This window comes from Bacillus sp. UMB0728 (genome assembly GCF_002858875.1).
Classification (GTDB): domain Bacteria; phylum Bacillota; class Bacilli; order Bacillales; family Cytobacillaceae; genus Bacillus_AB; species Bacillus_AB infantis.
On the sequence record NZ_PKLA01000013.1, the window covers coordinates 21,505 to 47,431 of the forward strand.

The 25,927-nt window shown below is 47.9% G+C and carries 26 protein-coding genes; all 26 read right to left on the reverse strand.

The window, feature by feature from the left end; all coding sequences use genetic code 11:
• Nucleotides 1-167 precede the first annotated feature (167 nt).
• Nucleotides 168-638: a S1 domain-containing RNA-binding protein gene (locus tag CYJ37_RS26390; RefSeq protein WP_009796156.1), complete on the reverse strand. Its 471-nt coding sequence runs from the start codon at nt 636-638 to the stop codon at nt 168-170.
• 86 nt (nt 639-724) lie between these two features.
• On the reverse strand, nt 725-1,132 hold the full coding sequence (locus tag CYJ37_RS26395; RefSeq protein WP_101552985.1) for an FtsB family cell division protein: 408 nt from the start codon (nt 1,130-1,132) through the stop codon (nt 725-727).
• A gap of 23 nt (nt 1,133-1,155) precedes the next feature.
• Entirely contained in the window at nt 1,156-1,782 is a 627-nt protein-coding gene (gene yabQ, locus CYJ37_RS26400; RefSeq protein WP_009796158.1) for a spore cortex biosynthesis protein YabQ, read from the reverse strand.
• The gene (yabP, locus tag CYJ37_RS26405; protein ID WP_022543208.1) at nt 1,779-2,081 is read right to left on the reverse strand and encodes a sporulation protein YabP; all 303 of its coding nucleotides are present in this window, start codon (nt 2,079-2,081) and stop codon (nt 1,779-1,781) included. Before yabP ends, yabQ begins: the two co-directional genes overlap by 4 nt.
• Nucleotides 2,082-2,209: 128 nt before the next feature.
• A complete protein-coding gene (locus CYJ37_RS26410; RefSeq protein ID WP_009796160.1) occupies nt 2,210-2,479 on the reverse strand; it encodes an RNA-binding S4 domain-containing protein in 270 nt (89 codons plus the stop codon).
• Between the two features lie 14 nt (nt 2,480-2,493).
• Complete coding sequence (mazG, locus tag CYJ37_RS26415; RefSeq protein WP_101552986.1) at nt 2,494-3,954, reverse strand: nucleoside triphosphate pyrophosphohydrolase; 1,461 nt, start codon at nt 3,952-3,954, stop codon at nt 2,494-2,496.
• Between the two features lie 6 nt (nt 3,955-3,960).
• Nucleotides 3,961-5,562, reverse strand: a complete 1,602-nt coding sequence (locus CYJ37_RS26420) for a putative polysaccharide biosynthesis protein (protein WP_101552988.1) — start codon at nt 5,560-5,562, stop codon at nt 3,961-3,963.
• A 201-nt stretch (nt 5,563-5,763) separates the two neighbouring features.
• Nucleotides 5,764-6,300 carry a stage V sporulation protein T gene (gene spoVT / locus CYJ37_RS26425; RefSeq protein WP_009796163.1) on the reverse strand — a complete coding sequence of 179 codons (537 nt, stop codon included), beginning with the start codon at nt 6,298-6,300 and terminating at the stop codon, nt 5,764-5,766.
• A 265-nt stretch (nt 6,301-6,565) separates the two neighbouring features.
• Nucleotides 6,566-10,105, reverse strand: a complete 3,540-nt coding sequence (gene mfd, locus CYJ37_RS26430; protein WP_101552990.1) for a transcription-repair coupling factor — start codon at nt 10,103-10,105, stop codon at nt 6,566-6,568.
• 81 nt (nt 10,106-10,186) lie between these two features.
• Complete coding sequence (locus CYJ37_RS26435) at nt 10,187-10,417, reverse strand: anti-sigma-F factor Fin family protein (RefSeq protein WP_022543206.1); 231 nt, start codon at nt 10,415-10,417, stop codon at nt 10,187-10,189.
• Between the two features lie 132 nt (nt 10,418-10,549).
• Entirely contained in the window at nt 10,550-11,113 is a 564-nt protein-coding gene (pth, locus tag CYJ37_RS26440; RefSeq protein ID WP_101552992.1) for an aminoacyl-tRNA hydrolase, read from the reverse strand.
• Between the two features lie 66 nt (nt 11,114-11,179).
• Nucleotides 11,180-11,815 (reverse strand): 50S ribosomal protein L25/general stress protein Ctc, encoded by a 636-nt coding sequence (locus tag CYJ37_RS26445; protein ID WP_009796167.1) that lies wholly within the window; start codon nt 11,813-11,815, stop codon nt 11,180-11,182.
• Nucleotides 11,816-11,998: 183 nt separating this feature from the next.
• Complete coding sequence (locus tag CYJ37_RS26450) at nt 11,999-12,955, reverse strand: ribose-phosphate diphosphokinase (RefSeq protein ID WP_009796168.1); 957 nt, start codon at nt 12,953-12,955, stop codon at nt 11,999-12,001.
• A 28-nt stretch (nt 12,956-12,983) separates the two neighbouring features.
• A complete protein-coding gene (glmU, locus tag CYJ37_RS26455; protein WP_101552994.1) occupies nt 12,984-14,357 on the reverse strand; it encodes a bifunctional UDP-N-acetylglucosamine diphosphorylase/glucosamine-1-phosphate N-acetyltransferase GlmU in 1,374 nt (457 codons plus the stop codon).
• A gap of 242 nt (nt 14,358-14,599) precedes the next feature.
• Entirely contained in the window at nt 14,600-14,890 is a 291-nt protein-coding gene (spoVG, locus tag CYJ37_RS26460) for a septation regulator SpoVG (RefSeq protein ID WP_009336662.1), read from the reverse strand.
• Between the two features lie 228 nt (nt 14,891-15,118).
• Complete coding sequence (gene ridA, locus CYJ37_RS26465; RefSeq protein WP_009796173.1) at nt 15,119-15,493, reverse strand: 2-iminobutanoate/2-iminopropanoate deaminase; 375 nt, start codon at nt 15,491-15,493, stop codon at nt 15,119-15,121.
• Nucleotides 15,494-15,507: 14 nt separating this feature from the next.
• Nucleotides 15,508-16,335 (reverse strand): pur operon repressor, encoded by an 828-nt coding sequence (purR, locus tag CYJ37_RS26470; RefSeq protein WP_035403610.1) that lies wholly within the window; start codon nt 16,333-16,335, stop codon nt 15,508-15,510.
• Between the two features lie 58 nt (nt 16,336-16,393).
• On the reverse strand, nt 16,394-17,263 hold the full coding sequence (gene ispE / locus CYJ37_RS26475) for a 4-(cytidine 5'-diphospho)-2-C-methyl-D-erythritol kinase (RefSeq protein WP_009796175.1): 870 nt from the start codon (nt 17,261-17,263) through the stop codon (nt 16,394-16,396).
• 256 nt (nt 17,264-17,519) lie between these two features.
• Nucleotides 17,520-17,690, reverse strand: coding sequence for a small, acid-soluble spore protein, alpha/beta type (locus tag CYJ37_RS26480; RefSeq protein WP_009796176.1), 171 nt, complete (start codon nt 17,688-17,690; stop codon nt 17,520-17,522).
• A gap of 158 nt (nt 17,691-17,848) precedes the next feature.
• Complete coding sequence (gene veg / locus CYJ37_RS26485) at nt 17,849-18,112, reverse strand: biofilm formation stimulator Veg (protein WP_009796178.1); 264 nt, start codon at nt 18,110-18,112, stop codon at nt 17,849-17,851.
• A gap of 314 nt (nt 18,113-18,426) precedes the next feature.
• A complete protein-coding gene (gene yabG, locus CYJ37_RS26490; RefSeq protein WP_022543205.1) occupies nt 18,427-19,302 on the reverse strand; it encodes a sporulation peptidase YabG in 876 nt (291 codons plus the stop codon).
• A gap of 156 nt (nt 19,303-19,458) precedes the next feature.
• Nucleotides 19,459-20,340: a 16S rRNA (adenine(1518)-N(6)/adenine(1519)-N(6))-dimethyltransferase RsmA gene (gene rsmA / locus CYJ37_RS26495; protein WP_009796182.1), complete on the reverse strand. Its 882-nt coding sequence runs from the start codon at nt 20,338-20,340 to the stop codon at nt 19,459-19,461.
• Nucleotides 20,333-20,893, reverse strand: coding sequence for a ribonuclease M5 (rnmV, locus tag CYJ37_RS26500; RefSeq protein ID WP_009796183.1), 561 nt, complete (start codon nt 20,891-20,893; stop codon nt 20,333-20,335). The genes rsmA and rnmV overlap by 8 nt, the downstream gene beginning before the upstream one ends.
• A 208-nt stretch (nt 20,894-21,101) precedes the next feature.
• Nucleotides 21,102-22,295 carry a G5 and 3D domain-containing protein gene (locus CYJ37_RS26505; protein ID WP_022543204.1) on the reverse strand — a complete coding sequence of 398 codons (1,194 nt, stop codon included), beginning with the start codon at nt 22,293-22,295 and terminating at the stop codon, nt 21,102-21,104.
• Between the two features lie 267 nt (nt 22,296-22,562).
• A complete protein-coding gene (locus tag CYJ37_RS26515) occupies nt 22,563-23,333 on the reverse strand; it encodes a TatD family hydrolase (protein WP_101552998.1) in 771 nt (256 codons plus the stop codon).
• A gap of 152 nt (nt 23,334-23,485) precedes the next feature.
• Nucleotides 23,486-25,447 (reverse strand): methionine--tRNA ligase, encoded by a 1,962-nt coding sequence (metG, locus tag CYJ37_RS26520; protein WP_101553000.1) that lies wholly within the window; start codon nt 25,445-25,447, stop codon nt 23,486-23,488.
• Nucleotides 25,448-25,927 lie beyond the last annotated feature (480 nt).

Genomic DNA, 25,927 nt, shown 5'->3' on the forward strand with positions numbered 1-25,927 from the left:
TTGAGACCTAGATTAAGACTCGATGGTTGTCTGATTCTTCCCATACATCCAAAAACACCTGCTCAATTGGGAGCAGGTGTTTTTTCGTTCTGTTAAAGCGCAAAAAAAAAAGACAAGCCCCTCGGCCTGTCATGGTCATGCAATATATAGAAAAAATCAGCAGCAAGTTATCCTCGTTTAGCGCCTCTTCCTCCGCGTTTGGATTCAGTATTGCGTTTTAGCGAGGCCAATCGATCTTCACTGTCTTTCAGGAACTTGGCCATTTTAGACTCAAAGTTCTCTCTTGGCGGACGGCTGTCATTGGATCTTCCGTGGCGCGGACGCTGGGATCCGGAATATCCGCCCCGTGAATCGCGGCGTTCAGGCCTGTCAGTTCTTTCTGGTCTGGCAGGTCTCTCTGGCCTGTCTATTGCTTTCTTGATGGATAAGCCGATCTTTCCATCCTTCTCCACATTAATGACTTTAACCTCTACCTGGTCACCGACCTTCAGGTGATCATTAATATCCTTAACATAGTTATCTGCGACCTCACTAATGTGGACAAGACCGGTTGAACCTTCCGGCAGTTCTACGAACGCGCCGAAGTTTGTAATGCCGGTTACCTTTCCTTGTAACTTGCTGCCTACTTCGATTGACATAAAAAGATTTTGCCTCCTTAAAGATTAAAAGAATTAAACTTACTTTATATTATACAGAATTTCAAAAAAGAGTGTCAATAAGACTGCTACTCGGATGTTTTTTCCTTTTCCTTCTTTCCATCCTTGTCCTCAGGCAGATTAAAGATGATTTCATCCTTTTCGGAAAGGAAATAGTTCTTCCTCGCAAGCTTGGCTATATATTCATCATCATTCAGTTTGACGATTTCTTCTTCCAGGAGGACCTCATTCTTTTTAAGGGAGGCGAGCTTCTTTTCAAATTTCTCTTTTTCGAGGGCCTTTTCTTCAAGAGCAGAGGATTGCGTGACGAGTGTAGAGATCATCAATACGGCGATGGCTGCAGCGACAACGAAAAAGACAGTCAGCCTGCGGATAAGCAGGACTCTCTTCCTGGCTGTGCTGATCTCTGCATTCTCTTGCTGTTTGGCATAGTTTGTCTCGATTTTTGCTACTTTGCGTTTCCTGATGGCACTCACTCTCGCAGCCCCTCCTTGCCCATTTATTTATTTTTCCATCTGGTTATTAAGCTGTTTAAGTTATTCTTGAATGTGTGTAAATTTCCTGCCAATTTATTATATAACTTCTCGACGCTATTTTTAATCTTTTTCGGCAAAATAAACCAAAAAAGTGACCAAATCCATTTGACAGGGCTTAAAATCACTTTTAAAAGGGTCCATATGATCCTAAGTACCAGCTGCATAAGGGCCAGTATGCCTTTTCCGAGCAGCACAATAAGGGAAATAATACCCATGATGATCGATTGGATCGGTTTATAAACCAAAAGGTGCGCCATTCTGACAAAAAAGCGGAATATCGCGGCAATCGCTCCTATCAAAATTTCAAGCAGCCGGAGGAATCCCTGCTTAAGCAGGCTCTGGTAGGCGGCAAATCCGCAGAACAGGGCAATAAAGATGTAGAACCTCAGCTCTCCCTGGTTGATTACGAACAATACATAAAAGACAGCAAGTCCCTGCAGACTCCAAAATAAAAAATCATTGATGAAGACAATCCAGCTTTTTCTTTTGGCGCGGCGCAGGAAGCGGTTATATGTATCGAGCGACGCGCCGAACGCGCTTCCCATGCCAATCATGGCAAGCATGGTAAGAAACTGCGCAGAAAGGGTCATCGGAATATCTTGCTAAAGAACCCTTTAGCTTTTTCCCCTTGCTGTTCATCCATATATACGAGGTCAAATACTTTCCCCTTAATGGATACGATCCCTTTCTCCACGTCCAGATTCTTCATCTGGAGATTCTGGCCGCGGATGGCCAGGAAGCCCATGACTGTCTCCAAAAGGAATTCTTCATTATCAAAGCTTTCGACCTGCTTGACGCCGGTAATATCCAGAAGCTTTCGTCCCCTCATGATGACATCATGATCAGGAGCATTGCTTTTGCCTGTGTTTGATTCATAGTATTGACTCATCCTCATCCCCCACAATCGCATAGTACAACCTTTTGTACATGTTATGAGGGAGGGGGGCCGTTTAGAACAATTCAGTCAGGTCCGGCCATTATACAATACCTGTTTCCCCGCTGGTGCTGACTTAAACATTAATTTTCCTGCTGGCCGGTGCGCTCTTCCTTCAGGATGGTGTACATTTCAGCGGCTTCTTCCTTGCGGCTTGTTTCCTGGAGGCGCTCGATCTTCGCTGTTACAATCCGCTGCCCGAGCCTGACCGTCAGCTCATCGCCGACCTTTACGGTTGAGCTGGCCTTCCCCTGCTGTCCGTTGATCAGGATCCTTCCCTGGTCAGCCACTTCCTTTGCCAGCGTTCTTCTTTTAATCAGTCTTGATACCTTCAAAAATTTATCCAGTCTCATTCTTGTCTCCCCCTTTATAGTCCTTGCTGTTTCGCTTCATCCCAGAACCGGTCCAGCTCTTCCAGGCTGTATCCGCTGAAGTCCCGGCCGCTCTCCCTGACTTTATCTTCAATATACTTAAAACGTCTGATGAACTTCTGATTGGTCGTGAAGACCGCCTGCTCCGGATCGATCTTGCAGAATCTCGCAATATTCACAAGTGCAAACAGGATATCGCCGAACTCTTTTGCTGCTTCTTCTGATCGCGGGTCCCGGTTCATTTCCTCTTCAAATTCAGACAGCTCTTCTTTAACCTTCTCCCAAGCCGGCCCGATTTCCTGCCAGTCAAAGCCTGCGCCGGCTGCTTTCTTCTGGATATCCGCCGCCTGGAGCAGCTGCGGCATTGATTTGACGATTCCGCTTAAGAGCGACTCAGGAACTGCTCCTTTTTCTTCAGCCTTGATTTCCTGCCAATTTTTCAGCACCTGCTCTTCTGTATCCGCCGAGGCGTCGCCAAAAACATGGGGATGCCTGCGGATCATTTTTTCGCTGACACCCTGAATGACATCATCTATAGAGAAATAGCCGTCATCTTCCCCGATCTGCGCGTGCAGAACTACCTGCAGGAGCACATCTCCCAGCTCCTCGATCATATGGTCGATATCTTCATTATCAATCGCTTCGATAAGCTCATAAGCTTCCTCGATCAAGTATTTCCTGAGCGATTGGTGCGTCTGCTTGAGATCCCACGGACAGCCGTCCGGCCCCCTCAATGCGGCGATGATTTCCCGGAACTTGCTGAATTCCCTGTAAAGGAGGGTTGCATCCTTTACCGGCGGCACATAGACTGAGGTCAGGTTATTGATTTCCGCTTCCCGGTCAAGCTCAAACAAAGGCACCTTCCTGATGCTTTCCCTGCTGCTCCCTGCTGCCGTGGCAATATAAATTTCATAATCGTACGGAAGCATTTCCATCAGGGTCAGCTTCACATTGCTCGCCACGTAGGTATCATACACCTGCCCGATGATCATATGATGCTTAAGCATCACTTCATCTTTCTTCAGATCAGTGGCATCCAGCAGCTGAAAGCCTTCGATCGGATCTATTTTCAGTGCCTGAAACAGGGCGTCCAGAAAGCTCTGGCCTCCCCCAATCACGATATCAATTCCCAGCACAGGGCCTTTCTCAAGCAGAATCTGAACCGTTTTCTCCGCAACCAGCGGATGGCCCGGTACAGCATAGACAACATCCCTATCTGCTGCTTTCGCCAGGAGAATATCGCAAATTTCCTCATATACCTCTTCAAAGCGGCTGTGCTTTTCGTATATACAATCAAATGATTGAAAAGCCATCCCTTCATCTTGAAGCTCCCGGATCACCGGGTGGTCCTCTGTCCTTAAATATACCGCCCCCTCAGCCTGAAGAGCTTTATAGACGCCAAAGGGCAGCTGTTCAAGGTCTCCCGCCCCAAGGCCGTAAATCGTAATCTTATTCATGTCAAATCATCTCCTGTTCCTGCCGGGCAGCAAATAGCCCAGCTTGCTTCCAAAAGGCAGCATGCTGATTTCTTCTTTTCTAAAAGTCTCTCCTTTTAAAGCTAAAAGCATGAATACAATTCCGCCTGTTGCAGCTGCACTTAAAGCTATAAGGCCGGCCGCAAGGCGCCCTTCCCCTGCCAAAGATCCTGCTGCCAGCAGGTAGGCCTTCAAATACAGCAGCATGACAGCAGCAGCAGTTCCGAGCCCCAGGATGAAGCGGCCCCGCACTAAAGGCTGCCGGAATAAGAAGCGGAGCCTGGCGAGCAGGACAAGCAGCACAACGGCGAGTGCTGCACATGCAGCAATAGCTGCTCCCATCGTCCCTGCAGCCGGCACAAGCAGAATGTTAAGGATATATTTTATCCCGAAGCCTCCAATAATCACTGCCGCCGGGAAAAAGGTGTGGCCCAGCCCCTGCAGAATGGCCGCCAGGGTCATGATGATCGAGGCAAAGAAAATGAACAGGCTCAGCACTGAGAGCACTTCTGATCCTTCCGCATTCTCAAACAGCATGATATTGACCGGCTTGATAATGGCCCATAATCCTAAGGCCGCACCTGTCCCAAAGAGCAGGCTGACACGGAGGGCTAGGCCTGCCTTTTCAGCAAGGAACTTCTGATTGTTTTTCAGCTTTTCAGCTGTGATGAGCGGAACAAGCGAAAGCGACATTGAGGTGGCAATAACGGTCCCAAGCTGTATGAGCGGCTGGCCCCTGTCATAAATCCCTTTCAGCTTCTTTGCCTCTTCAGCATCCAGCCCTGCCGATACAAGCAGGGAATACAGATTCAGAGAATCTGCCAGCTGAAGAAGGATAAGCAGCATAGAAGCCGCACTGATGGCCGCACCCTGGAGAGCGATGGTTTTCATCGTCTTCAGGACTGCTTTTCCACTCAGTTCAATACCCTCTGCCCCAGCTGCTTCCTTTTTTATCACACGCCAGAAAAAGGCGGACAGGATGACTGCAGAAGCAATGCCTCCTGTCACTGAACCGAAAATGGCCCCGCTGCCGGCTGTATATAGTGATGCTCCTTCTTTCATGAGGATGAACGCAGCAGCCAAAATGGTCGCCACACGGATGGCCTGCTCTCCCACCTGGGAAACAGCAGTCGGAAGCATGTCGCCCCGGCCCTGGAAATAACCCCTGAGAAGAGCTGTCGCCGGCAGAAGAAGGAAGGCTGGTGAAAGAGTCCTTAAAAGGATACCCAGCTTTGGATCTCCCATTTGCGAAGCAATCCAATCTGCCCCGGCAAACATTATCAAGAAAGCAGCCAGACCAGCGGCCAAAAGGAAAAGACCGGAGGCCGCCAGCAGCTGAAGAGCTTCTTTCCTGCTCTTTGCCTGTTCGGCATAAAGCTTTGAAATCACGACCGGAAAACCGTATGTAGACAGCACGATGGCAATCCCGTAAAAAGGATATACCTGCTGGTAAATATAAAAGCCGACATCCCCTACGATATTCTGGAAGGGGACTCTGTAAACTGCGCTCAAAACCTTTGTGATCAAAGCGGCAGCTGCAAGGATCAGGGCTCCTTTGAACAGATCTCCTGATTGATTAACGGGCTTCATTGCCCATCTCCTTCCAATAATGAATTCGAAAAGTATTATAGCATAACTATTGGCCGCAGGATGGGATGATAGCGCATTAACCTTGTTTCGTTATCCGTCTGTCATAAAACAAATAGCTTTGAAGCATTCATTTTCATTTTTCCCATAGAAAAAAGGCAGCCAGGCTGCCCCTTTTCATCTCTATAAGATTCAAAATTGGTATTAGGACTCCATCTGCCTTGCCAAGAATCCAGCTGCCGTTTCTACAGCCTTCTGTTCTACATCACCAAGCGAATCTTCCTTCGCATAAATGATGACTGCGCCTATCGGATCGCCATTGGCAATGATCGGACCGATTGTATAAGCAGAAAGGCTTTCCTCATTCCCATCCGCAAGGGCATACTCACCTTGAGTGTTGACGAGGACAGAAGTTCTGTCTTCCATTGTTTTTTCCAGCAGATCACTGATGTTTTTGTTCAGATAATCCTTTTTTGATCCGCCTGCCGTTGCGATAAATGTATCCCTGTCACAAATCAGGACCGGGTTTCCAAGGCTGTCATACAGAGCTTCTGCATATTCTTTTGCAAAATCGCTTAATTCGCTGATTGGCGAGTACTTCTTTAAGATGACTTCACCATCGCGGTCTACAAATATTTCCAGCGGGTCACCTTCACGAATTCGCAGTGTCCTGCGGATTTCCTTCGGGATTACTACACGACCCAAATCATCGATACGACGAACTATACCAGTTGCTTTCATCCTGCGTTGCCTCACTTTCATCTGATGATTTTTAGCAGGAGTAGATTTCTGCTTCCTTTTGTTGAAATCTTCTCCATGTTTGAACTTAGTATCTTTCATATGGAAAGTTCTATACACTTGCAAATATTTTTTCTCTCGGGTGATAACATTTCCTCAATAGGATAAACATTCCAGTATAAAAATCCTTACCATTTGAAATACCCTTGTCTACTCTAATTAAACACTTTTCTCATTTCATTTAGGTGACAGGAACTTTTCCATTACTTTACGATATTGGATTTTGCTGCTTCTTTTTGGCCTTATCTATTCCAAGAATCATATCATAGGCGGTGTTAAGCCATTTGTCTGTACTGTAACCCTTTGTCTGGATGACCATCTTCAGCTTCTTGCCTTCCATGCCGAGGCCGACCATCCGTCCATGTTTGGTGCTTTCCTGGAAGATTTTCTGTCCGTCAATCAGAGAGCTTGCCTCCTCTGACAAGAGAATCAGGACTTCAGCCTTGGACTGTTTGATGAGCTCTACACCGGCCTCCTGGGCATGGACCTTCATCTCGGCGACCCGGAACAGGTAAGCGACCTCATCCGGATAATCTCCGAACCTGTCTGTCATTTCTTCCTTCAGCCCTTCGACCTCATCCATCGAGTCGATGCCGCGGAACCTTTTATACATTTCAATCTTCTGGTTTCCATCCGCCAGATAAGCATCAGGGATGTAGGCATCGATTTCAAGATCGATTTCCACAGAAGGCTTTTTATATGTTTCCGGATTTTCCTTCCGTTCTTCTATCGCCTCTTTAAGCATCTGGGAATACAGGTCAAAGCCGACAGAATCGATGAATCCGTGCTGCTGAGAGCCGAGCAGATTGCCGGCACCCCTGATGGAAAGATCGCGCATCGCAATCTTAAATCCAGACCCCAGCTCCGTGAACTCCTTGATGGCCTGGAGGCGCTTTTCTGCCACTTCAGTCAGCACTTTATCCTTCCGGTAGGTGAAATACGCATAGGCAACTCTGTTTGAGCGGCCAACCCGCCCCCTCAGCTGGTACAGCTGGGAGAGCCCCATCCGGTCTGCATCAAATACGATCAAGGTGTTCACATTCGGGATATCGACTCCCGTTTCAATGATCGTTGTGCTGACAAGGACGTCCGCTTCTCCTTCAAGGAAGCTCAGCATAACTGATTCGAGCTCATTTTCAGTCATTTGGCCATGGGCGGCAACCACCTTGGCATCCGGGACAAGCATGGAGATTTCCTCTGCCTTCCGTTCGATGTCCTCAACCCTGTTATACAGGAAATATACCTGGCCGCCCCGCGCCATCTCCCGTTCGATGGCTTCACGGACAAGTCCGCCATTGTATTCCATTACATAGGTCTGGACCGGGAATCTGTTCTCCGGCGGTGTCTCGATGACAGACAAGTCTCTCACGCCGAGCATCGACATATGCAGGGTCCGGGGAATCGGCGTCGCAGTCAATGTCAGGACATCAACATTTGTTTTGAGCTGTTTGATCTTTTCTTTATGAGTGACGCCGAACCGCTGCTCTTCGTCAATGATGAGCAGCCCGAGGTCTTTATAAATGATTTCCTTTGAGAGCAGGCGATGGGTGCCGACAACAATATCAACGGTGCCGTTTTTAAGGCCCTTGACTGTCTCGGTCTGCTGCTTCTTTGTCCGGAAGCGGCTTAAGAGCCCGATCTCAACAGGGTATTCCTGGAACCTTTCTCTCATTGTCTGGTAGTGCTGCTGGGCAAGGATCGTTGTCGGCACAAGGATGGCCACCTGTTTGCCGTCCGCAATTGCCTTAAAGGCAGCCCTGATGGCCACCTCAGTTTTCCCGTAGCCAACATCGCCGCACAGGAGGCGGTCCATCGGCCGCTCTTTTTCCATATCCAGCTTGATTTCATGGATGGACCTCAGCTGATCCTCTGTTTCCTGGTAAGGGAAGGACAACTCGAATTCGCGCTGCATGTCCCCGTCAGGAGAGAATGCATAACCTTTCGACGCTTCCCTCTCGGCGTACAATTTGATCAGATCGTCCGCTATATCCTGAACAGAGCTTTCAACCTTCTTCTTGACACGCTTCCAGTCATTGCCGCCAAGCTTATAGATCTTCGGCTCTTTGCCTTCAGACCCTACATACTTCTGGACAAGATCAATCTGATCGACCGGAACATACAGCTGGTCGCTGCCTGAATAGCGGATATTCAGATAATCCTTATGAAGGCCATTGATTTCGAGTGTTTCAATGCCAAGATATTTGCCGATCCCGTGGTTCACATGGACAACATAATCGCCGATTTTAAGCTCTGAATAGCTTTTGATTCTTTCAGCATTCGAAAGCTTCTGCCTGCGCGGTGACCGCTTTGCTGTTTTCTTGTTGAAAAGCTCTTCTTCCGTGATGACGGCAATTTTCTGGATCGGCAGTTCAAAGCCTGTCTGCAGGCTTCCTTCCGTGATCTGGAACTTGCCCTTCAGCACTTCTTTATCAGGCTCGATGACAGCAGCCTCAATTTCATAGTCTGCCAAAACGCTTTGAAGCTTTTTGACCCGGGCCATGTCAGGGCCGAGGAACAAAACAGAGAAGCCGCTCTTCCTCCAGCGTTCCAGCTCGCTTTTCAGCACATTCAGCTGGCCGTGGAAGTTCTGCATCTGCCTGCAGGAGACATTGATGATATTCTGCGGATTCGTATTCGGGACATGCCTTAAAAATAGGGACATGTAAACGATCGGCTGATATGACCGGGCGATGAATTCCTTCAGGCTGTGGGAAATTTTGACGTCATGGACAATTTTTCCTTCGCCAAGCAGGCTTGTATACCATTCTGCCTCCTCTTTCTCAAGGGACTCATTCATCTCCTGGACCCTGCTGATTTCATCGATAAAAATAAGCCCATCCTGCGGAAGGTAATCTAGCAAACTATTATTGGATTCATAAGCATAGGAGAGGTATTTGAACATCTGCTCAGGCCTTTGCCTGTTCCGGAGCTGCTCCAGTTCATACCCGATATTCTGGGCCAGCAGCTCTTTTGCCTTCTCATCCTTCAGCTTCTTCAGACTGGCTGAAAGGCCTTTTTCCAGCTTCTCATATACCCTGTCATAATGCTCATCCTCAAAAGGATTCTCGGTTGCAGGGCCGATATGGACCTGCTTCAGCTTTTCTTTCGATCGCTGGTCTTCCAGGGAAAAAGAACGGATGCTGTCAATTTCGGTGTCAAACAGCTCAATCCTGATCGGATCCGCTTCGGTCAGCGGATAGATGTCCAGGATGCCGCCCCTGACGCTGAATTCTCCCGGGGATGACACCATATCAGTTCGGCTGTAGCCCATTTTGACAAACTCAAGAAGCTGCTCCTCTATTTCTATATCATCGCCAAGCTTTAATATCAGCTGGCGCTTCTTCCAAAGGGAAGGAGGCGGAAGCACCTTCCTCATCCCGGCCATAGGGATAATGACAATGCCGGTGCCCTTCCCGCTCCAATGGTTGAGCGCGTCGATTCTCTGCGCCCTCAGCTCGGGGCTTGCAATGCTGAGCTCCGATGCGATCAGTTCATTGGCGGGATAAAGATATACATCATCCTCGCCTATCAGATTGACAATATCATCATATAATTTCTGTGCTTGTAAAAGATTGTGAGTTACAACCAGCATAGGCTTTTTTGTCTGCTCATATATAGAGGCAAGGAAAAGCGTCCGTGCCGAGCCGGTCAATCCGGCCACCAGCTGCTCTTTCAGCCCCCCGTTCACTCCGGTGATGACTGTCTTGATATCATCCTGCCGGGTGAAAAGCTGTTTTAATCCTAGCATGGCAACCCCTCCTCTCGTCCTAAGTCGTTATGTGTGCATATGAAAACAGAAAAACGCTTTGGAGTGTCCGTCCAAAGCTTTTTAATGAATAAGGTAATCGTTCTGATGGTAATCAGGATTTCTTTCCAGTGATTCCTGGCAATCCTCGCAGATCGATGTTATGTGTATATCCCCGGATGACCCATAGAGAATCATATCCTGGCGTTCTTCTTCATTCAATTTATGGAACCCAAGGCTTTCTGCATGCATTGACAAGTTATCCAGCGTTCCCATCTTCATGCCGCAATGGCGGCAATGATAATGAAGTGCCATGCCTGTCCCTCCCTGTCTAACAATTGTTATTGCTAGTATTGCCCCGGGAAGGAATCTTATTCACTTACAGAGTGCAGCAGAAAACGCTAACTTAACTTTATCATATGTAAGACCAAATGAAATAATGAAAAGCTAAGATTGGTTATATTGATTCATGACCTCAAGGAAAGGCTTCCTGATCCAATCTATGCAGGCATCAGCCGAGCGGTCTGTCGCCTCATCCATGACCTTCTGCTCTTCTGCTGTAAAACGGCCGAGCACATAATCAGTCACCTTCATCCCGCCTTCAGGGCGCCCGATCCCGACGCGGATGCGGCTGAATTCCTGTGTGCCTGTGTGCGCAATTGTTGATTTGATGCCATTATGGCCGCCTGCGCTGCCCTTCTGCCTGAGCCGGATTTTCCCCGGCGGCAAATCAAGATCATCATAGATGACAGCCAGATCTTCTGTGTCAATATCATAATAGTCCATCAGCGGTCTGATCGATTCTCCTGACAGATTCATATATGTAAGCGGCTTTAGAAGAAATACCTTTTCTCCATCGACGCGCCCCATGCCGAACACACCCTTGAACTTTGCCTGGTCCAAAGGGATATTCAGCTTCCCGGACAGCCTGTCAATAACATCAAAGCCTATGTTATGCCTTGTTTTCTCATACTCTTTCCCTGGGTTCCCCAGCCCTACAAACAATTTCATGTCTTATTACCTCCGCCTATCAACGTAAGAAAAGGTCTGACCAGAGCGGGCCAGACCCTTTATTGTTTACTCTTCGTTTGCTTCAGTTTCCCGGCCTTCCTGATTCTCAGGGATGCCTGGCTCCTGCTCTTCGCCTGTGCTTATTTCCTCTTCCTGCCTTGGCGCAAGGATGGAAGCAATGACTGTTTCATCATCCGTATTGATCGTGAAGCCGCGGCCCGCTTTAATATCTGCGGCCGTAATGCTTTCTCCGACCTGGAGATCTGCTATGTTTACTTCTACGCTCTGCGGAATGTCATTCGGCTTGGCCGATACAGATAACTCATGGACAGGCTGCTGAAGGACTCCGCCGTCTTTAACGCCTGCCGCATCGCCGACCAGCTCGATCCTCACCTCTGCCGTGATTTCCTGCGACATATCAACCGCCCTGAAGTCCAGGTGGGTGATTTCATTTTTCAAAGGGTCCGCCTGATAGTCGCTCAGCACCACATCATGTTTTGTGCCTTCTACATCAAGAGAAAAAACAGCATTCCTGCCTGTTTCCCGGATTGTTTTGATAAAATCAGGGCCATTCAGGTAAATTGCTTTGCTTTCGATTTTATTCCCATAAACAACACCAGGAATATTCCCCTCATTGCGCAGCTGCGTCAGATTGGAATTGCGGAATTCTTTTCGTTCTTTGGCTTGAAGTACAGTGCTCATAAAAAACGTCCCCTTCCTCAATTTAAGGTGTAATTAAAATGAACCATGCAAATGGACTGCATACTTATCTTTTTAAAAATGCCCTAAATGGAGATGTTTTAAACACATTTGCCTGCAAGCTGTTTTATAACATGAGTATAGCATAAAAGGCTTGCCCTGCGGCAAGCCTCTTGTACTGCTGAATTAATCGAACAGAGTGCTGACAGACTGCTCCTCGTGGACGCGGATGATCGCTTCCCCGATAAGAGGGGCTACAGACAGCTCCCTGACTTTTGCGATTTTCTTTTCTTCAGGCAAAGCAATGGAGTTTGTGACAGCCAGTTCTTTAATATTTGAGTTCTGAATCCGCTCGATCGCCGGCCCTGACAGCACAGGATGTGTGCAGCACGCATAGACTTCCTTCGCGCCATTTTCAATCAGGGCGTTCGCAGCAAGGGTGATCGTGCCGGCCGTATCGATGATGTCATCGATAAGGATAGCAATCTTGCCGTCGATATTTCCGACGATATTCATGACTTCCGCCACATTCGGCTTAGGACGGCGCTTGTCGATGATGGCGATTGGAGCCTTCAGGCGCTCAGCAAGCTTGCGTGCGCGGGTTACTCCCCCATGGTCCGGTGATACGATGACAATATCGCCATCCAGATCTTTGTTTCCGAAATAATCGGCCAAAATCGGCACACCCATCAGATGGTCGATCGGGATATCGAAGAAGCCCTGGATTTGCGGCGCATGAAGATCCAGCGTGATGACACGCGTCGCCCCTGCCGTTTCAAGCAGGTTGGCTGCAAGCTTGGCCGTGATCGGTTCACGGGCTCTCGCCTTGCGGTCCTGGCGTGCATAGCCGTAGTAAGGCATAACAATGTTGATTGTCTTGGCAGAAGCCCTCTTCAGTGCGTCAATCATGATCAGAAGCTCCATCAAGTGCTCGTTTACAGGAGAGCTTGTGGACTGGATCACGAATACATCACAGCCCCTGATGCTTTCCTCGATGTTAATCTGGATCTCTCCATCACTAAAACGCGTAACAGAGCACTTTCCAAGCTCCACTCCGATAACCTTTGCAATTTCCGATGCCAGATCACGATTTGAATTCAGGGAAAACACCTTCAAGTTTGGATCTAAATACTGGTTCGACATGTTAACCTCCATTAGCTTTTTATCACTATTATTTCTTGTTATTAAGCTTGCTCACATAATCTTCTTTATTCGTCTGTCTTGCACGGGCCACTGCCAGCGCTTCTCCAGGCACATCTTCCGTGATGGTAGAGCCGGCCGCTACATACGCGCCTTTTCCGACCGTTACAGGTGCAACCAGATTGGAGTTGCAGCCAATGAATGCACCGTCTTCGATTTTTGTCAGGAATTTATTTTTTCCGTCATAATTGACTGTGATTGAGCCGCAGCCGAGGTTCACATCGCTTCCGACTTCCGCATCCCCAATATAACTGAGGTGGGAGGCCTTGCTTCCTTTGCCGAAAACAGACTTCTTAATTTCAACGAAATTGCCGACCTTCACTTCATCATGGATATCTGACTGAGGACGGATATGGGCAAACGGCCCAATCGCTACACCACTGCCGATGCTGCTGTCGTGGGCGACAGAATGCCTGATAACAGTGGTGTCCCCGATCGTACAGTCCTTGATTTCCGTGTTGGGGCCGATCACGCATTCTGAGCCGATCACCGCAGCCCCCTGGATGACTGTTCCCGGATAGATGACTGTATCCTGGCCAATCACCGCTTCAGGGCTGATATACGTCTGTTCAGGATCGATGAGCGACACACCGTTTCTCATATGCTTCTCATTTATGCGCCTTTTCATGATGCGTTCTGCCTGAGAAAGAGCAACACGGTCATTGACGCCCAGTGACTCATCGAAATCGCCTGTTGCGAAGGCTGATACCGTCTCACCTTCAGTTTTCAGGATTTCAATGACATCAGGCAGGTAATACTCTCCTTGGACATTGTCATTGCTGACATTGTTCAGGGCACGGAAAAGCGATGCGTTATCAAAGCAGTATGTACCTGTGTTGATTTCGGTGATGTTTCTCTCCTGCTCTGTCGCATCCTTATGCTCGACGATTTTCTCGACATGCCCCTCTTCATTCCGTACAATTCTTCCATATCCTGCAGGATCAGGAGCAATGGCAGTAAGGATGGTTGCTTTTGCACCAGTTTCCTCATGATGGCGGAAGAGCGACTCCATTGTTTCTGCCTTGATGAGTGGTGTATCCCCGCACACAACGATGGTCACACCCTCTTTTCCTTCAAGGGCATCCTTAGCCTGCATGACAGCATGGGCTGTGCCGAGCTGTTCCTCCTGAAGCGCATAGCTGCTTGCATCACCCAGCTGGGATTTGACAAGCTCGGCGCCATGCCCGATGATGGTGACGATTTTTTCTATATGAAGATTCGATACTTGATCCACAACATGCTGAACCATTGGTTTGCCGCAAACGGGATGAAGCACTTTATAAAGCTTTGACTTCATGCGTGTCCCTTGGCCTGCGGCTAAAATTACCGCGAAACGTGTAGACATTTACAGGCCTCCAATTTACCTTTTTATCCATTAAGAATATATCTCAAAAAGCCTTTCATTTCAAGGAATGTTGCCAAAGTACATATTTTTGTCATAAGGAAGATTTTCTGGGAAGGAAATTATTTGAGAAGGATGGTTTATACAGGGGTCTTACAGGGGAAAGGCAATAATAAGGAGCAGGCAGTGAAAATGGCCATAAAAAAGAGCCTGACTAATGAAGTAGGCCCTCGTTGCAATTATACTTAAGAAGCTCCGGCTTCTTCAAATTCAACTTCTAATTCGCCTAAGCGGTGATATTCTGCCAAAACAGCTTCTTGGATCTTGCCGCGCGTTCCGGAATTGATCGGGTGAGCGATATCACGGAACTCTCCATCAGGTGTACGTTTGCTTGGCATTGCGACAAATAGGCCATTATTGCCGTCAATGACACGGATATCATGAACAACAAACTCATGGTCTAAAGTAATTGAAGCAATTGCTCTCATCCGTCCATCTGTATTTACACGGCGCAATCTTACGTCAGTTACCTCCATTTGGTTCACCACCTTTACTAGTAAATAAATTCTAATTTTATTAATTCAACAAATTTTCCAATTCTCCTTCTTAAATGGGAATTTTTTTTTTGGGTTTTTTCCCGTGCTCTGGGGAAAAGGAAGCAAAAGGAGGCGCTTACAGCATGTGCGGACCTTCCACAGCAGTACAAACCACCTAAATTTACAGGTAATTCAGAAAATATTTTGAGGTAAAAAAAAGCCCCCGTTTTATTTAACGAGCGCTATTACTTCAATTTCAACCAGTGCATCTTTTGGCAGCCTTGCTACTTCCACACAGGAACGGGCCGGCTTGTGCTCTCCGAAATATTCTCCATACACTTCATTGATCTCCGCGAAGTCATTCATATCTTTGATGAAGACCGTCGCCTTTACGACCGTTTCCAGCGAAGCACCCGCTTCCTTCAGTACAGCCTGGAGGTTCTTGAACACTTGGTGCGTCTGCTCCTTGACATTGCCATCCACCATGATGCCTCCGGCAGTCAATGGAATCTGGCCTGAGCTGTAAAACATATTGTTTACGACAATTCCCTGTGAGTATGGTCCGATTGCAGCCGGAGCCATCTCTGTATGAACTTTTTTCATGGCTTCTCCCACCTTTATCCGTTCTTATGCCTGAAATAGTTTCCCTCTGTCACATTGATTTTCTTCTCTTTGACATCCACATCTGCAAGCTGGACAAGAGACAAATATTCATCAACAAGGCGTTCTTCAGCTTTTTCTGCTTCCACCAGGACCGCAATCCCGGCAACATGTGCCTTGAATTCCTCCAGCATGCTGATCATGCCGTTGACCGTACCGCCTGCTTTCATAAAATCATCGACAATCAGCACCTTCGATCCTTCTTCCAGGCTTCTTTTCGAAAGCACCATCGTCTGGATGCGCTTGGCTGACCCTGAAACATAGTTGATGCTCACTGTCGATCCTTCTGTCACCCTGCTGTCTCTCCTGACGATCACGACCGGCACATTTAAGTATGCCCCGACAGCGTAGGCAAGCGGGATCCCTTTTGTTGCCACGGTCATGACTACATCGATATCAGCATCGGCAAAAGCGGAGGCAAAGACTCTTCCCGCCTTCTGGACAATCGCCGGATCGCCGAGGATATCAGTCATATACAGGTAGCCTCCCGGCAGGAGCCTTTCGGGGCTAGCAATGACCTCACAAAGCCCGCTTATAAAAGGGCGTGCCTCATCATCGCTTACCTTTACAGAGTATTTCACTCCACCGGCTGCACCCGGCACTGTCTGAAGGGTGCCGATTCCCCGCTGTTCGAATGTCTCTTTTATAATGGCCAGGTCTTCGCTGATCGAAGATTTGGCAGAGCCGTAACGGTCGGCAAAAAAAGTGAGGGACACCAGCTGCCGGGGATGCTCCAGCAGATAATTCGTCATATCTATTAAGCGCTCGCTGCGGCGAAACTTCATCATTACGAAACCTCCGGAATCCGAATAATTAACGATAATATACCACTAATATACGGATTTAATCAAGCTTATGCTGATCACCCAGCATTCGTACCGCGAAGACCTGATCACAGAAGCCTTTCAGGCCGTTATAAATCCGGTGCATTCTTGAATCATGGTGAACAAGGCCGAACACCGTAGGCCCCGATCCGCTCATCAGCACAGCATCCGCTCCGAACCTTTTCATCTGATCTTTGATTTGTGCGACTTCAGGATAAAGATTGAGCGTCACATCTTCCAGTACATTCCCGACATTTTCGCATACGCTGCTGTAATCGCCATCCTTGATCGCCTCTACCATGCCCGCGGTATTCGGATGATGGATCCCTTTCAGATCGAGGCGCCTGTATACATCCGCAGTCGATACCCCGATGAATGGCTTCGCGAGGATCACCCAGCATGTCGGCGGTGCCGGCAGATGCTTAATCATTTCTCCCCGCCCCGTCGCCAGCGCAGTACCGCCATAGACACAGAAAGATACATCTGATCCTATTTCCGCTCCGATCTCTGCAAGCTCATCCAGTGAAAGGCCGAGCCCCCACAGCTTATTCAAGCCTCTCAGGGCTGCTGCTGCGTCGCTGCTGCCGCCGGCAAGCCCTGCCGCGACCGGAATGGTCTTTTCTATCGTAATGGCCACTCCCTGTTTTACCTTGAACCGCTCCTTCAGCAGGGATGCCGCCTGGTATGCGAGATTCCGCTGGTCATCAGGCACAAACCGGTTATGGGAAATGATCCTGATTTCGTCTTTTTTCAATTCAGTCAATTCAAGGCGGTCGGCGAGATCGATCGTCGTCATGATCATCTCCACCTCATGGTAGCCATCCGGCCGTTTATATAATACATCCAGCGATAAATTGATCTTAGCCGGCGCCTTTACTAAAAGCTTCAAAATACCCACCTACTTCTGCTCATTTCAACGTCTCAGTTTTTGTCCTATTTTACCACAAAACAGGGCTTGTAAGACGTTCGAATCAGACATTCTTCAACAAATAAGTAATTTTACCATGCGAATGGGAAAGAGAAAAGGCAGAATGAGCTGTCTGGAAGGGCCTTGGAGCCCCTTAGACGCAAAAAACCCGGGGGTTGCCCCCGGGCCCGCAAATGCAGCTGTTTGGTTTCAAGCTTGAAGCAGTGAACATCATTTTTTACTGAAGGAGGCTCTGCTGTGCTTTTTCTACCGCCAGTTTCACCATATTGCCGGCATCCTTCGCACGGATGCCTCCCCAGCCTTCCTTCTGGACAACATCATAGAAGCCGAGCTCTTTCGCCAGTTCTTCCTTGAATCCTTCTGACATGACGCCTTTTCTCCTGCTCAATGCAACATCCCCTTTTTAAGCATTGCGGTATTTTTATTGTAGGCGGCATCAAGCCTGCCCATGCAAACCTATATTTGACTGTTTCTGCGGGAGCAAATTAAAAAGCAGGGGCGGCAAAAATCGTTTTGCCGCCCCTGCTTTTTAGAAAAGGATATATATCAGCTTAAAGCCATATGTCCTGATGCGTCTTCGTAGAAGGTAATTTGAACCGTTTCTGTTAAAACATCTGCATAACTGTAAGATACGCGTTCGAATGCATTTTCATCCTGATCAAGTTCAATCACAAATACAGAGGGATATGTTTCTGCCAGCACGCCTGAACGTTCAATCGTTTTCCTGCGCCCGCCATTGGCTTTAAGCAAAAGCCTTTTCCCCAAATTTGAATCAAGAGCCTTTTTTATGTCCGTTAATGTTTTTGCCATTCGGTCCACCTCACTATGTAAAGTATATCACACTGACACAGTAGAGTCAAATAAAAACATAAATTATAACAGTCTTTAAAAAAGATTGTCAATATATTTTCGTCTACTTTTTATCCTATTTTTCAACATTTTTATCATTCCCTAAAATAAGCGAATTATGTGCCAAATATGAATAAGACAGGAAAACCTTGCTGCTTATCATTTGGGCAGCCTGAAAACAGAGCTGGCGAAAGCCTGTCCTGCCTGACTTAAGCAAATGCCATGACAGTGCCTGAACAAAAAAATAAGCCCGCTCTTATGCCGGCTTATTCCCCTTATTCCGCTCCTTTATTAAACGGCATGCCCGTCCGGAGCACACCTTTTGTCTCTATCCCGCCAAGCCCCTTTTCGCCTGTCAGCGTATTTCGGAGGACGTCCCATACATTAATCCGCTCCATAAAAGGCGTGAAACTGATTTTAGCCACAATATAGACGGGATCAAGGGCATGGATATTGACACGTGATGGCGAGCTTGCAAAATTGGCCCCTGCGTGGATCAGGGATTCGAAATGCGACTGGCAGGCCCCTGCAAATATGACCAGCTGATCCAGATGGGGAATCTTTCTCCGCGCTTCCCTGACCGTCTGGACAAAATGCTTGGAATGGCGGTAAGCATTGATATCGGTCACCTTGCCTTTGGCCTTTGAGTAGGCATCATGCCCTGTGATGACCAGGATATCCGGCCTGTAATAGTCGATGAGCTGGCCTATTTTACTCGGCATCTCTTTTTCATTGCAGTGAATCCCGGTTACCGGGACACCGATCTTCTCATATAGGGAAAGGCATTTCTTTAAATAGGACGGATCACCGTCCAGATGAAGCACCCTGCCCGGGATCTGAAAATAATTGAACGGCTTGCTGTATGCGCCGGTTGCTTCGTATTCCTGCTTCTGCTTCAGGAGGCTCACATCCTGCCTGAACAGATTATAAGACTGTTCCTCAAGGGACTGATACTGCCTTGACATCTTCATCCGCTCTGACTGGTTGATCACAATCAGATCTTCATAAGGCGCATCCGCTATCAGCCTGATATCCTCTCCATACAGAACCGCGAGCTTCCGGCCTTCTTCTTCACGTATATCGATCACCCGAAACATGATGTCACAGTTATATGAAACCCTTCCTACAATATCCATAAGGTTAATGCTCACTGGCGTCACTCCATTAAGCTCCTGTGCCGAGCTGGTCTAATCGCTTCTGGTTCTTTCATAAACTATGCAAATGCCCCTGCACATGTGCCTTCCGGGTGAATGGGCGGCAGCAGGCAAATAAAAAAAGAAGCCCGGCGATTTCCGGGCTCCTGCTCGTTAATTTTTAAAATGGGGATAAAGTTCATCGCTCAGGCGGCCAAACTCTCCGATTGAAAGGGTCTCCCCGCGTCTGGAAGGCTCAATGCCTGCTGTCTCCAATGCAGCAAGGATGGCCTCTTTTTTCTGCTTTCCTTCATGCAGCTGGCTTGTCAGGTTGTTGAGGATGGTCTTCCTTCTTTGAGCAAAGCTTGCCTTTGTCACCTGGAAAAAGAATGCCTCATCCTTCACCAGCACTGGAGGCTGCTCCCTCCTCGTCAGCCTGATCACGGCCGAGTCGACATTCGGCTGCGGAACAAATACAGTCTTGGGAACGATCATGACCGTTTCTGCTTCTGTATAGTACTGGACGGCAATTGAAAGCGATCCATAGTCCTTTGAGCCCGGCTTGGCCGAAATGCGGTCAGCCACTTCCTTCTGGAGCATGCAGACGATCCCGCGGATCGGCAGTTTTTCCTCCAGGAGCTTCATGATGATCGGAGTGGTCACATAATACGGGAGATTGGCAACCACCATCAGATCCTGGCCCGGTGCAAACCTTTCCTCGATTGTGGTTTTAACATCAGCCTTCAGGACATCCTGATGGATCACTTCAGCATTCGGATAAGGTGCGAGCGTTTCCTTCAGGATCGGAAGGAGCCTCTGGTCAATTTCAAAGGCGACCACTTTTTCGCTCCGCTTGGCCAGCTGCTCTGTGAGTGCCCCTATGCCGGGCCCGATCTCAATTGCTCCTGAACCTTCCCGAAGCTCGGCATGGTCGACGATCCGGTTCAGTATATTGGTGTCTATCAGGAAGTTCTGCCCCAGGCTCTTTTTAAAGCTAAAGCCGTATTTTTCAAGTATGGCACGTGTTCTAAGTGGTGTTGCGATATCTTTATGCATGGCGCTCCTCCTGGTCGATCGCTTCAATGGCAGATGCAAAGTCTTCTTTCGGGACCTGGAACATCATCAGTCTCTTATGAAGCTGTTTTCCGTTAGTATACCCAATCTTAAGAAGCCTTCCCAGCTTCTCCCTGCGCTCCCTCGCGCTGCTCCCGCCGATGAGGCCGGCCAGGATCAAATCTTCCTGGGTAATTTCCTCCCGGGCTGTTTCCTGCATAGTCTGGGCCTCCCGGAGTGCTTTCCTGATCGTCTCAGGGGAAGCGTGCTCGACCCCCAGGCCTCTGCCCGACTTCGGCAGTGCATCCGTCTTATCTATGAAAGCATGCTTGCAGCCAGGCACATGGCGGGTGATGCTATCACGGATCTTCTGGCCCGGAAAGTCCGGGTCCGTCAGAACGATGACACCCCTCTTGCTTTGAGCATGCTTGATTCTTTCCAGAGTTGCCGCATTGATGGCTGAACCGTTCGTTTCAATCGTGTCAGCATTGACTGCCCTCTTTATAGCCGTCGTATCATCCTTGCCTTCCACTACAATGATTTCTTTAATCTTCATTGGTCCTCCAAAATTAAAATGAAAAATTTGATAAAAACTTGAAACATTTTTGTAATCTGAATCGTCTAATAGTATGAGTAACAATAAAAACAATCCGTCTGTGTTTTATTATATATTACCGAATCGCCGGGAAAAAATCATTCCGCATTGCCAGACTCCGCTAAACCAAACAAAAAAACAGGAGAAATTCTTCCCCTGCATAAATCGTTTAGTCTAATATTTTGATTTTAACCGTCTTTCTTCCCCACCGGTATGCATCCGACTTGGAAGCAAAGAATACATCGATTTTATTGCCCTTAATGGCAGAGCCGGTATCGGCTGCCACTGCATACCCATATCCTTCGACATAGACTTTCGTGCCTAGCGGGATTACCCGCGGATCAACGGCGATGACTTTTATGCCTGGGTTTGATTTAAGATTGATCCCTGTAGCGGTTATGCCCGAGCATCCGCTGCAGCTTGGAGTATATGCAGTAGAGGAAACATACATCTCCCTGCCGGACTCGCTTGAGCCCGCTCCGCGGGAAACAGCAACCCTCTGCGCCATAACCTTCGTGCCGACAGCAACAATCTTATCCTTTTTCTCTTTTACTTTCTTTTCACTGAGCAATTTTCTGGATGTTTCTTTTCCGTTTTCCAAAACAACTTCATACTGCCTTGATAAAAGGCCTTCCTGCCCGTGGGAGACAACCTGTTCCTTCCCCTTGGCAAGGCTGGCGTCCTTCTTTGTAACCACGGCATAACTGATTGGTTCTTCCACTACATCGGTGACTTTTTCAACTCGAATGACATTGACAATGGCATTTTCCTTGACTGTCTCTTCTAGCTTTGGTTCAACACGGTCCATATTGTTTAGTGTAATTCCCTGCTGCGATAAAAAGTCAGCGACCGTAGTCGAAGTTGACCACATTTGTTGTTTCTTGCCGCCCTCAATGAGCGTCAACGCAAAAGCTTTTTCCACTTCTATCTTTAAATCGTCCTTAATTCCCTCATCCGGCTTCGGATTGACTTTATCATGCTCTGAAAGTGCAATATTCTGCTCCTTTAAAAGCCCGCCAACCGTATCCGCCGTTGTCCAAATCGTTTTCTTCCCGCTGCTGTCTGTCAGTTGAACCTGTTTTGCCGGCTCCCATACTACCTCTAAGCCGTCCTTTACCTTTGTGCTTCCCGAGGGAAACAGATAGTCTTCTGAGCGAAGGGATATTTCCAGATCATCGAATATATCTTGAACTGTATCTGCATGTGTTTTGATGACTTTGTCCTGGCCATTCATGGAAACTGCTACTGTTTTTTTCGTGGTTTCAAAAATCATGAACCCGGCAGCTGCCGAAAAAACTATTAAACTAGCAACCATGACGGTCAGTTTTTTCTTACTCAAAGACTTGGAAAACAGGTTTTTCATGTTCTCAATCGCGATGAAAAACGCCTCCTTTTCTCTTCGGAGTGATTATATAGAGTATCTTGCCGGCTGTCAACTCAAACACTTTTCTCTCATTTTGCTGCTTTCCTGGGCGGGAGGGGAAAACGTATTTCCTATTATGCAAAAAAAACAAGAGAAAGGAAAGAGAGACTTATCGACACGGTTATCCTATGATGAAAAGGAGGCGTGTAGAACTTTTAAGAATTGGACTTAATAGGGACAAGCTCCCCCATGAATCGACAAAAACGCTTAGCGGTTGATGCCGAATAATCTTTTTGCATTTTCCGTTGTCGCTTCTGCCACTTCTTTGAATGCCAGCCCTTTCAGTTCGGCAATCTGCTCAGCCACCAGCTTAACATAGGCAGGCTCATTCCTTTTTCCCCGGTAGGGATGCGGAGCAAGATAAGGGCAGTCGGTTTCAATCAATAGCTTTTCAAGAGGAACTGCCTCTGCGACTTCCTTCGGTTTTTTCGCATTTTTGAAGGTTACCGGGCCACCGAGAGAAATATAGAAATTCATATCAAGGCATTCCTTAGCCACTTCGACACTCCCGCTGTAGCAATGCATGATGCCGCCGACCTCTCCCGCTCCCTCTTCCCTCAGGATTTCCACAACATCAGCCGTTGCGTCCCGATTATGGATGACAATCGGCAGCTTAACTTTCTTCGCCATCCTGATCTGCCTTCTGAATACATCCTTCTGGACATCCTTCGGCGATTTATCCCAATGATAGTCAAGCCCCATCTCCCCGATTGCCACTACTTTTGGATGGGCAGCCAGCTCCTCGATCCAGGCCAGGTCCTCATCAGTCATATCAATAGCATCGACAGGATGCCAGCCGACACATGCAAAAATAAAATCATAGGCTTCTGCCAGCTCCATGGCTTTGGTGATTGTCGGGCGGTCAAAGCCGACAACCACCATATGGGAGACACCTTCTGCCTGCGCCCTCCCGATCACTTCTTCCAGATCTTCCTCAAACTGTTCGGCATTCAAATGTACATGCGTGTCGAATAACATAGAAAAACTCCTTACTAGAGTAAAATATTATATTTACATCTCTATTATTTCATTTATGTTACAAAATATCTTTCCTGGCCTTAAATGAAAGAAAACATAGGGCTGTCCGACGCTTATGAAACGCAAAACATCCCTATGTCCATTCTACTGGCTTATTTTACACGCGCTCCGTTTGGCAGCGACTCGGCAATAGTCGCAAGTGACAGCGCTCCGTCCTCGCTTCCGGCCAGGATCATGCCTTTTGAAAGCTCGCCCCGCAGCTTAACCGGCTTAAGGTTGGTCACACAGATAACCTTGCGGCCGACAAGCTCTTCCGGCTTATAGAATTTTGCAATACCGGAAACTACCTGCCTCTTTTCATACCCAAGATCAAGCTGAAGCTTTAGAAGCTTATCCGCTTTCTTAACCGGCTCAGCCGAAATGACTTCAGCTACCCGCAGGTCCAGCTTCATAAAATCATCAATTGTGATTTCCTCGCTGTCCGGCTTCTCAGGCACCTTCTTCTCTTCTGCTGCAGGAGCTGGTGCGCTTCCCTGCATTTTTTCTTTAATGTATTCCACTTCTTCTTTCATATCAAGCCTTGGGAAGATCGGGTCTCCTTTGACTACCTTCGTATTCTCCGGAATCAGGCCGAACGTCTCGAGGCTTTCCCATGATGTCAGCTCTTCTGTATTCACATTCAGCTGATTTAAGATTCCATCCGGCGTGCGTGTCAGGAAAGGCTTCAGCAATACGCCGGTCCTTCTCAGAGACTCAGCCAGGTGGAACATCACATTGCCCAGCTCTTCCTTGCGTGCTTCGTCCTTCGCAAGCACCCATGGCTGTGTTTCATCGATGTACTTGTTCGTCCTGCTCACAAGCTGCCACACAGATGAAAGGGCTACAGAGAATTCCATCTTTTCCATCGCTTCTTCATACTTGGCGACTGTTTCTTTGTTCATATCAAGCAGCTGCTTGTCAAACTCGCCTTCAGATCCTTGATAGGCAGGTATCGTTCCGTCAAAATACTTCTCGATCATTGCCACCGTACGGTTAAGCAGATTGCCCAGGTCATTTGCCAGGTCGAAATTGACCCTCTCAACAAATCCTTCCGGTGTAAAAACACCATCAGCGCCGAACGGCACTTCGCGAAGGAGGTAATAGCGGAGGGAATCCAGTCCGTAGCGGTCAATCAATGTAACAGGATCAACGACATTCCCTTTGGATTTGGACATTTTCCCATCCTTCATCAAAAGCCAGCCATGGGCAAATACCTTCTTTGGCAGCGGCAGATCCAGCGCCATCAGCATGATTGGCCAGTAGATCGTATGGAAACGGACAATTTCCTTGCCGACCAGATGGACATCCGCAGGCCAATAGTTCAGATATTTGGAGTCGTCTTCTGTTCCGTAGCCAAGGGCCGTAATATAGTTGGAAAGCGCATCGATCCATACATATACCACATGCTTTGGATTGTCCGGCACTTTTACGCCCCAGTCAAAGGTTGTCCTTGAAACAGCCAGGTCCTCAAGTCCAGGCTTGATGAAATTGTTGATCATTTCATTCTTGCGTGATTCAGGCTGGATGAAATGCGGATTTTCTTCATAATACTTAAGCAGCCTGTCTGCGTATTTGCTCACCTTGAAGAAATAGGATTCTTCCTTCACTTTATTGACAGGGCGTCCGCAGTCAGGGCAGTTGCCGTCAACCAGCTGGCGCTCTGTGAAGTATGATTCACAAGGCGTACAATACCAGCCTTCATATTCTCCCAAATAAATATCGCCCTGCTCAACCAGGCGGGCGAAAATCTTTTCAACCACCTGTTTGTGGCGATCCTGGGTCGTGCGGATGAAATCATCATAGGAGATGTCCAGCTTGCTCCACAGGTCCTTGATGCCATCGACGATCTCATCAACATACTCCTGCGGCGTTACGCCTTTTTCTTCAGCTTTCTGCTGAATTTTCTGTCCATGTTCATCCGTACCGGTCAAATACATTACATCATAGCCGCGCAGGCGCTTATAGCGGGCCATCGCATCTCCGGCCACTGTTGTGTAGGCATGGCCGATATGCAGATTTCCGCTCGGATAATAGATCGGGGTTGTAAGATAAAAGGTCTTCAATTTTCCTTCCATTGGTTTCCCTCCTGTTAATGTTCAGCAAAGTAAGAGCAAGCAAAAGAAACAAGCTCGTCCATCTATTTGACATGGCATCTCAGGCCCTGAATGCAAAAAATCCCGCCCTTTCCAGGACGAGAGCGAAAATCAGCCTAGCATGCCCGCAATCAAGCAAATTCACTATGTTTTCTATACTCGTCAGCATAGCCTCTTATACCCTCAAAATATACCTAAAAATATCAAATAGTGCAACTAAGAAAGGCGGAAGCGGCTTGCCCAGAGCCGACAAGCATAAGACGCGGCAGAATAAAAGGCGTTCTTTGCCTTTAATTCTGCCGTGGCTTATGACTCGAGGCTCTAGCCGCTGGAGCTGGACATAAGAAAGGCGGAGGGCGCTTGCTCAGCCCCGACAAGCTTAAGACGAGCAGAGCGGAAGGTTGTTCTTTAACCTTCTGATCTGATTGGCTTAAGACTCGAGGGGCTAGCGCCCGGAGCTGG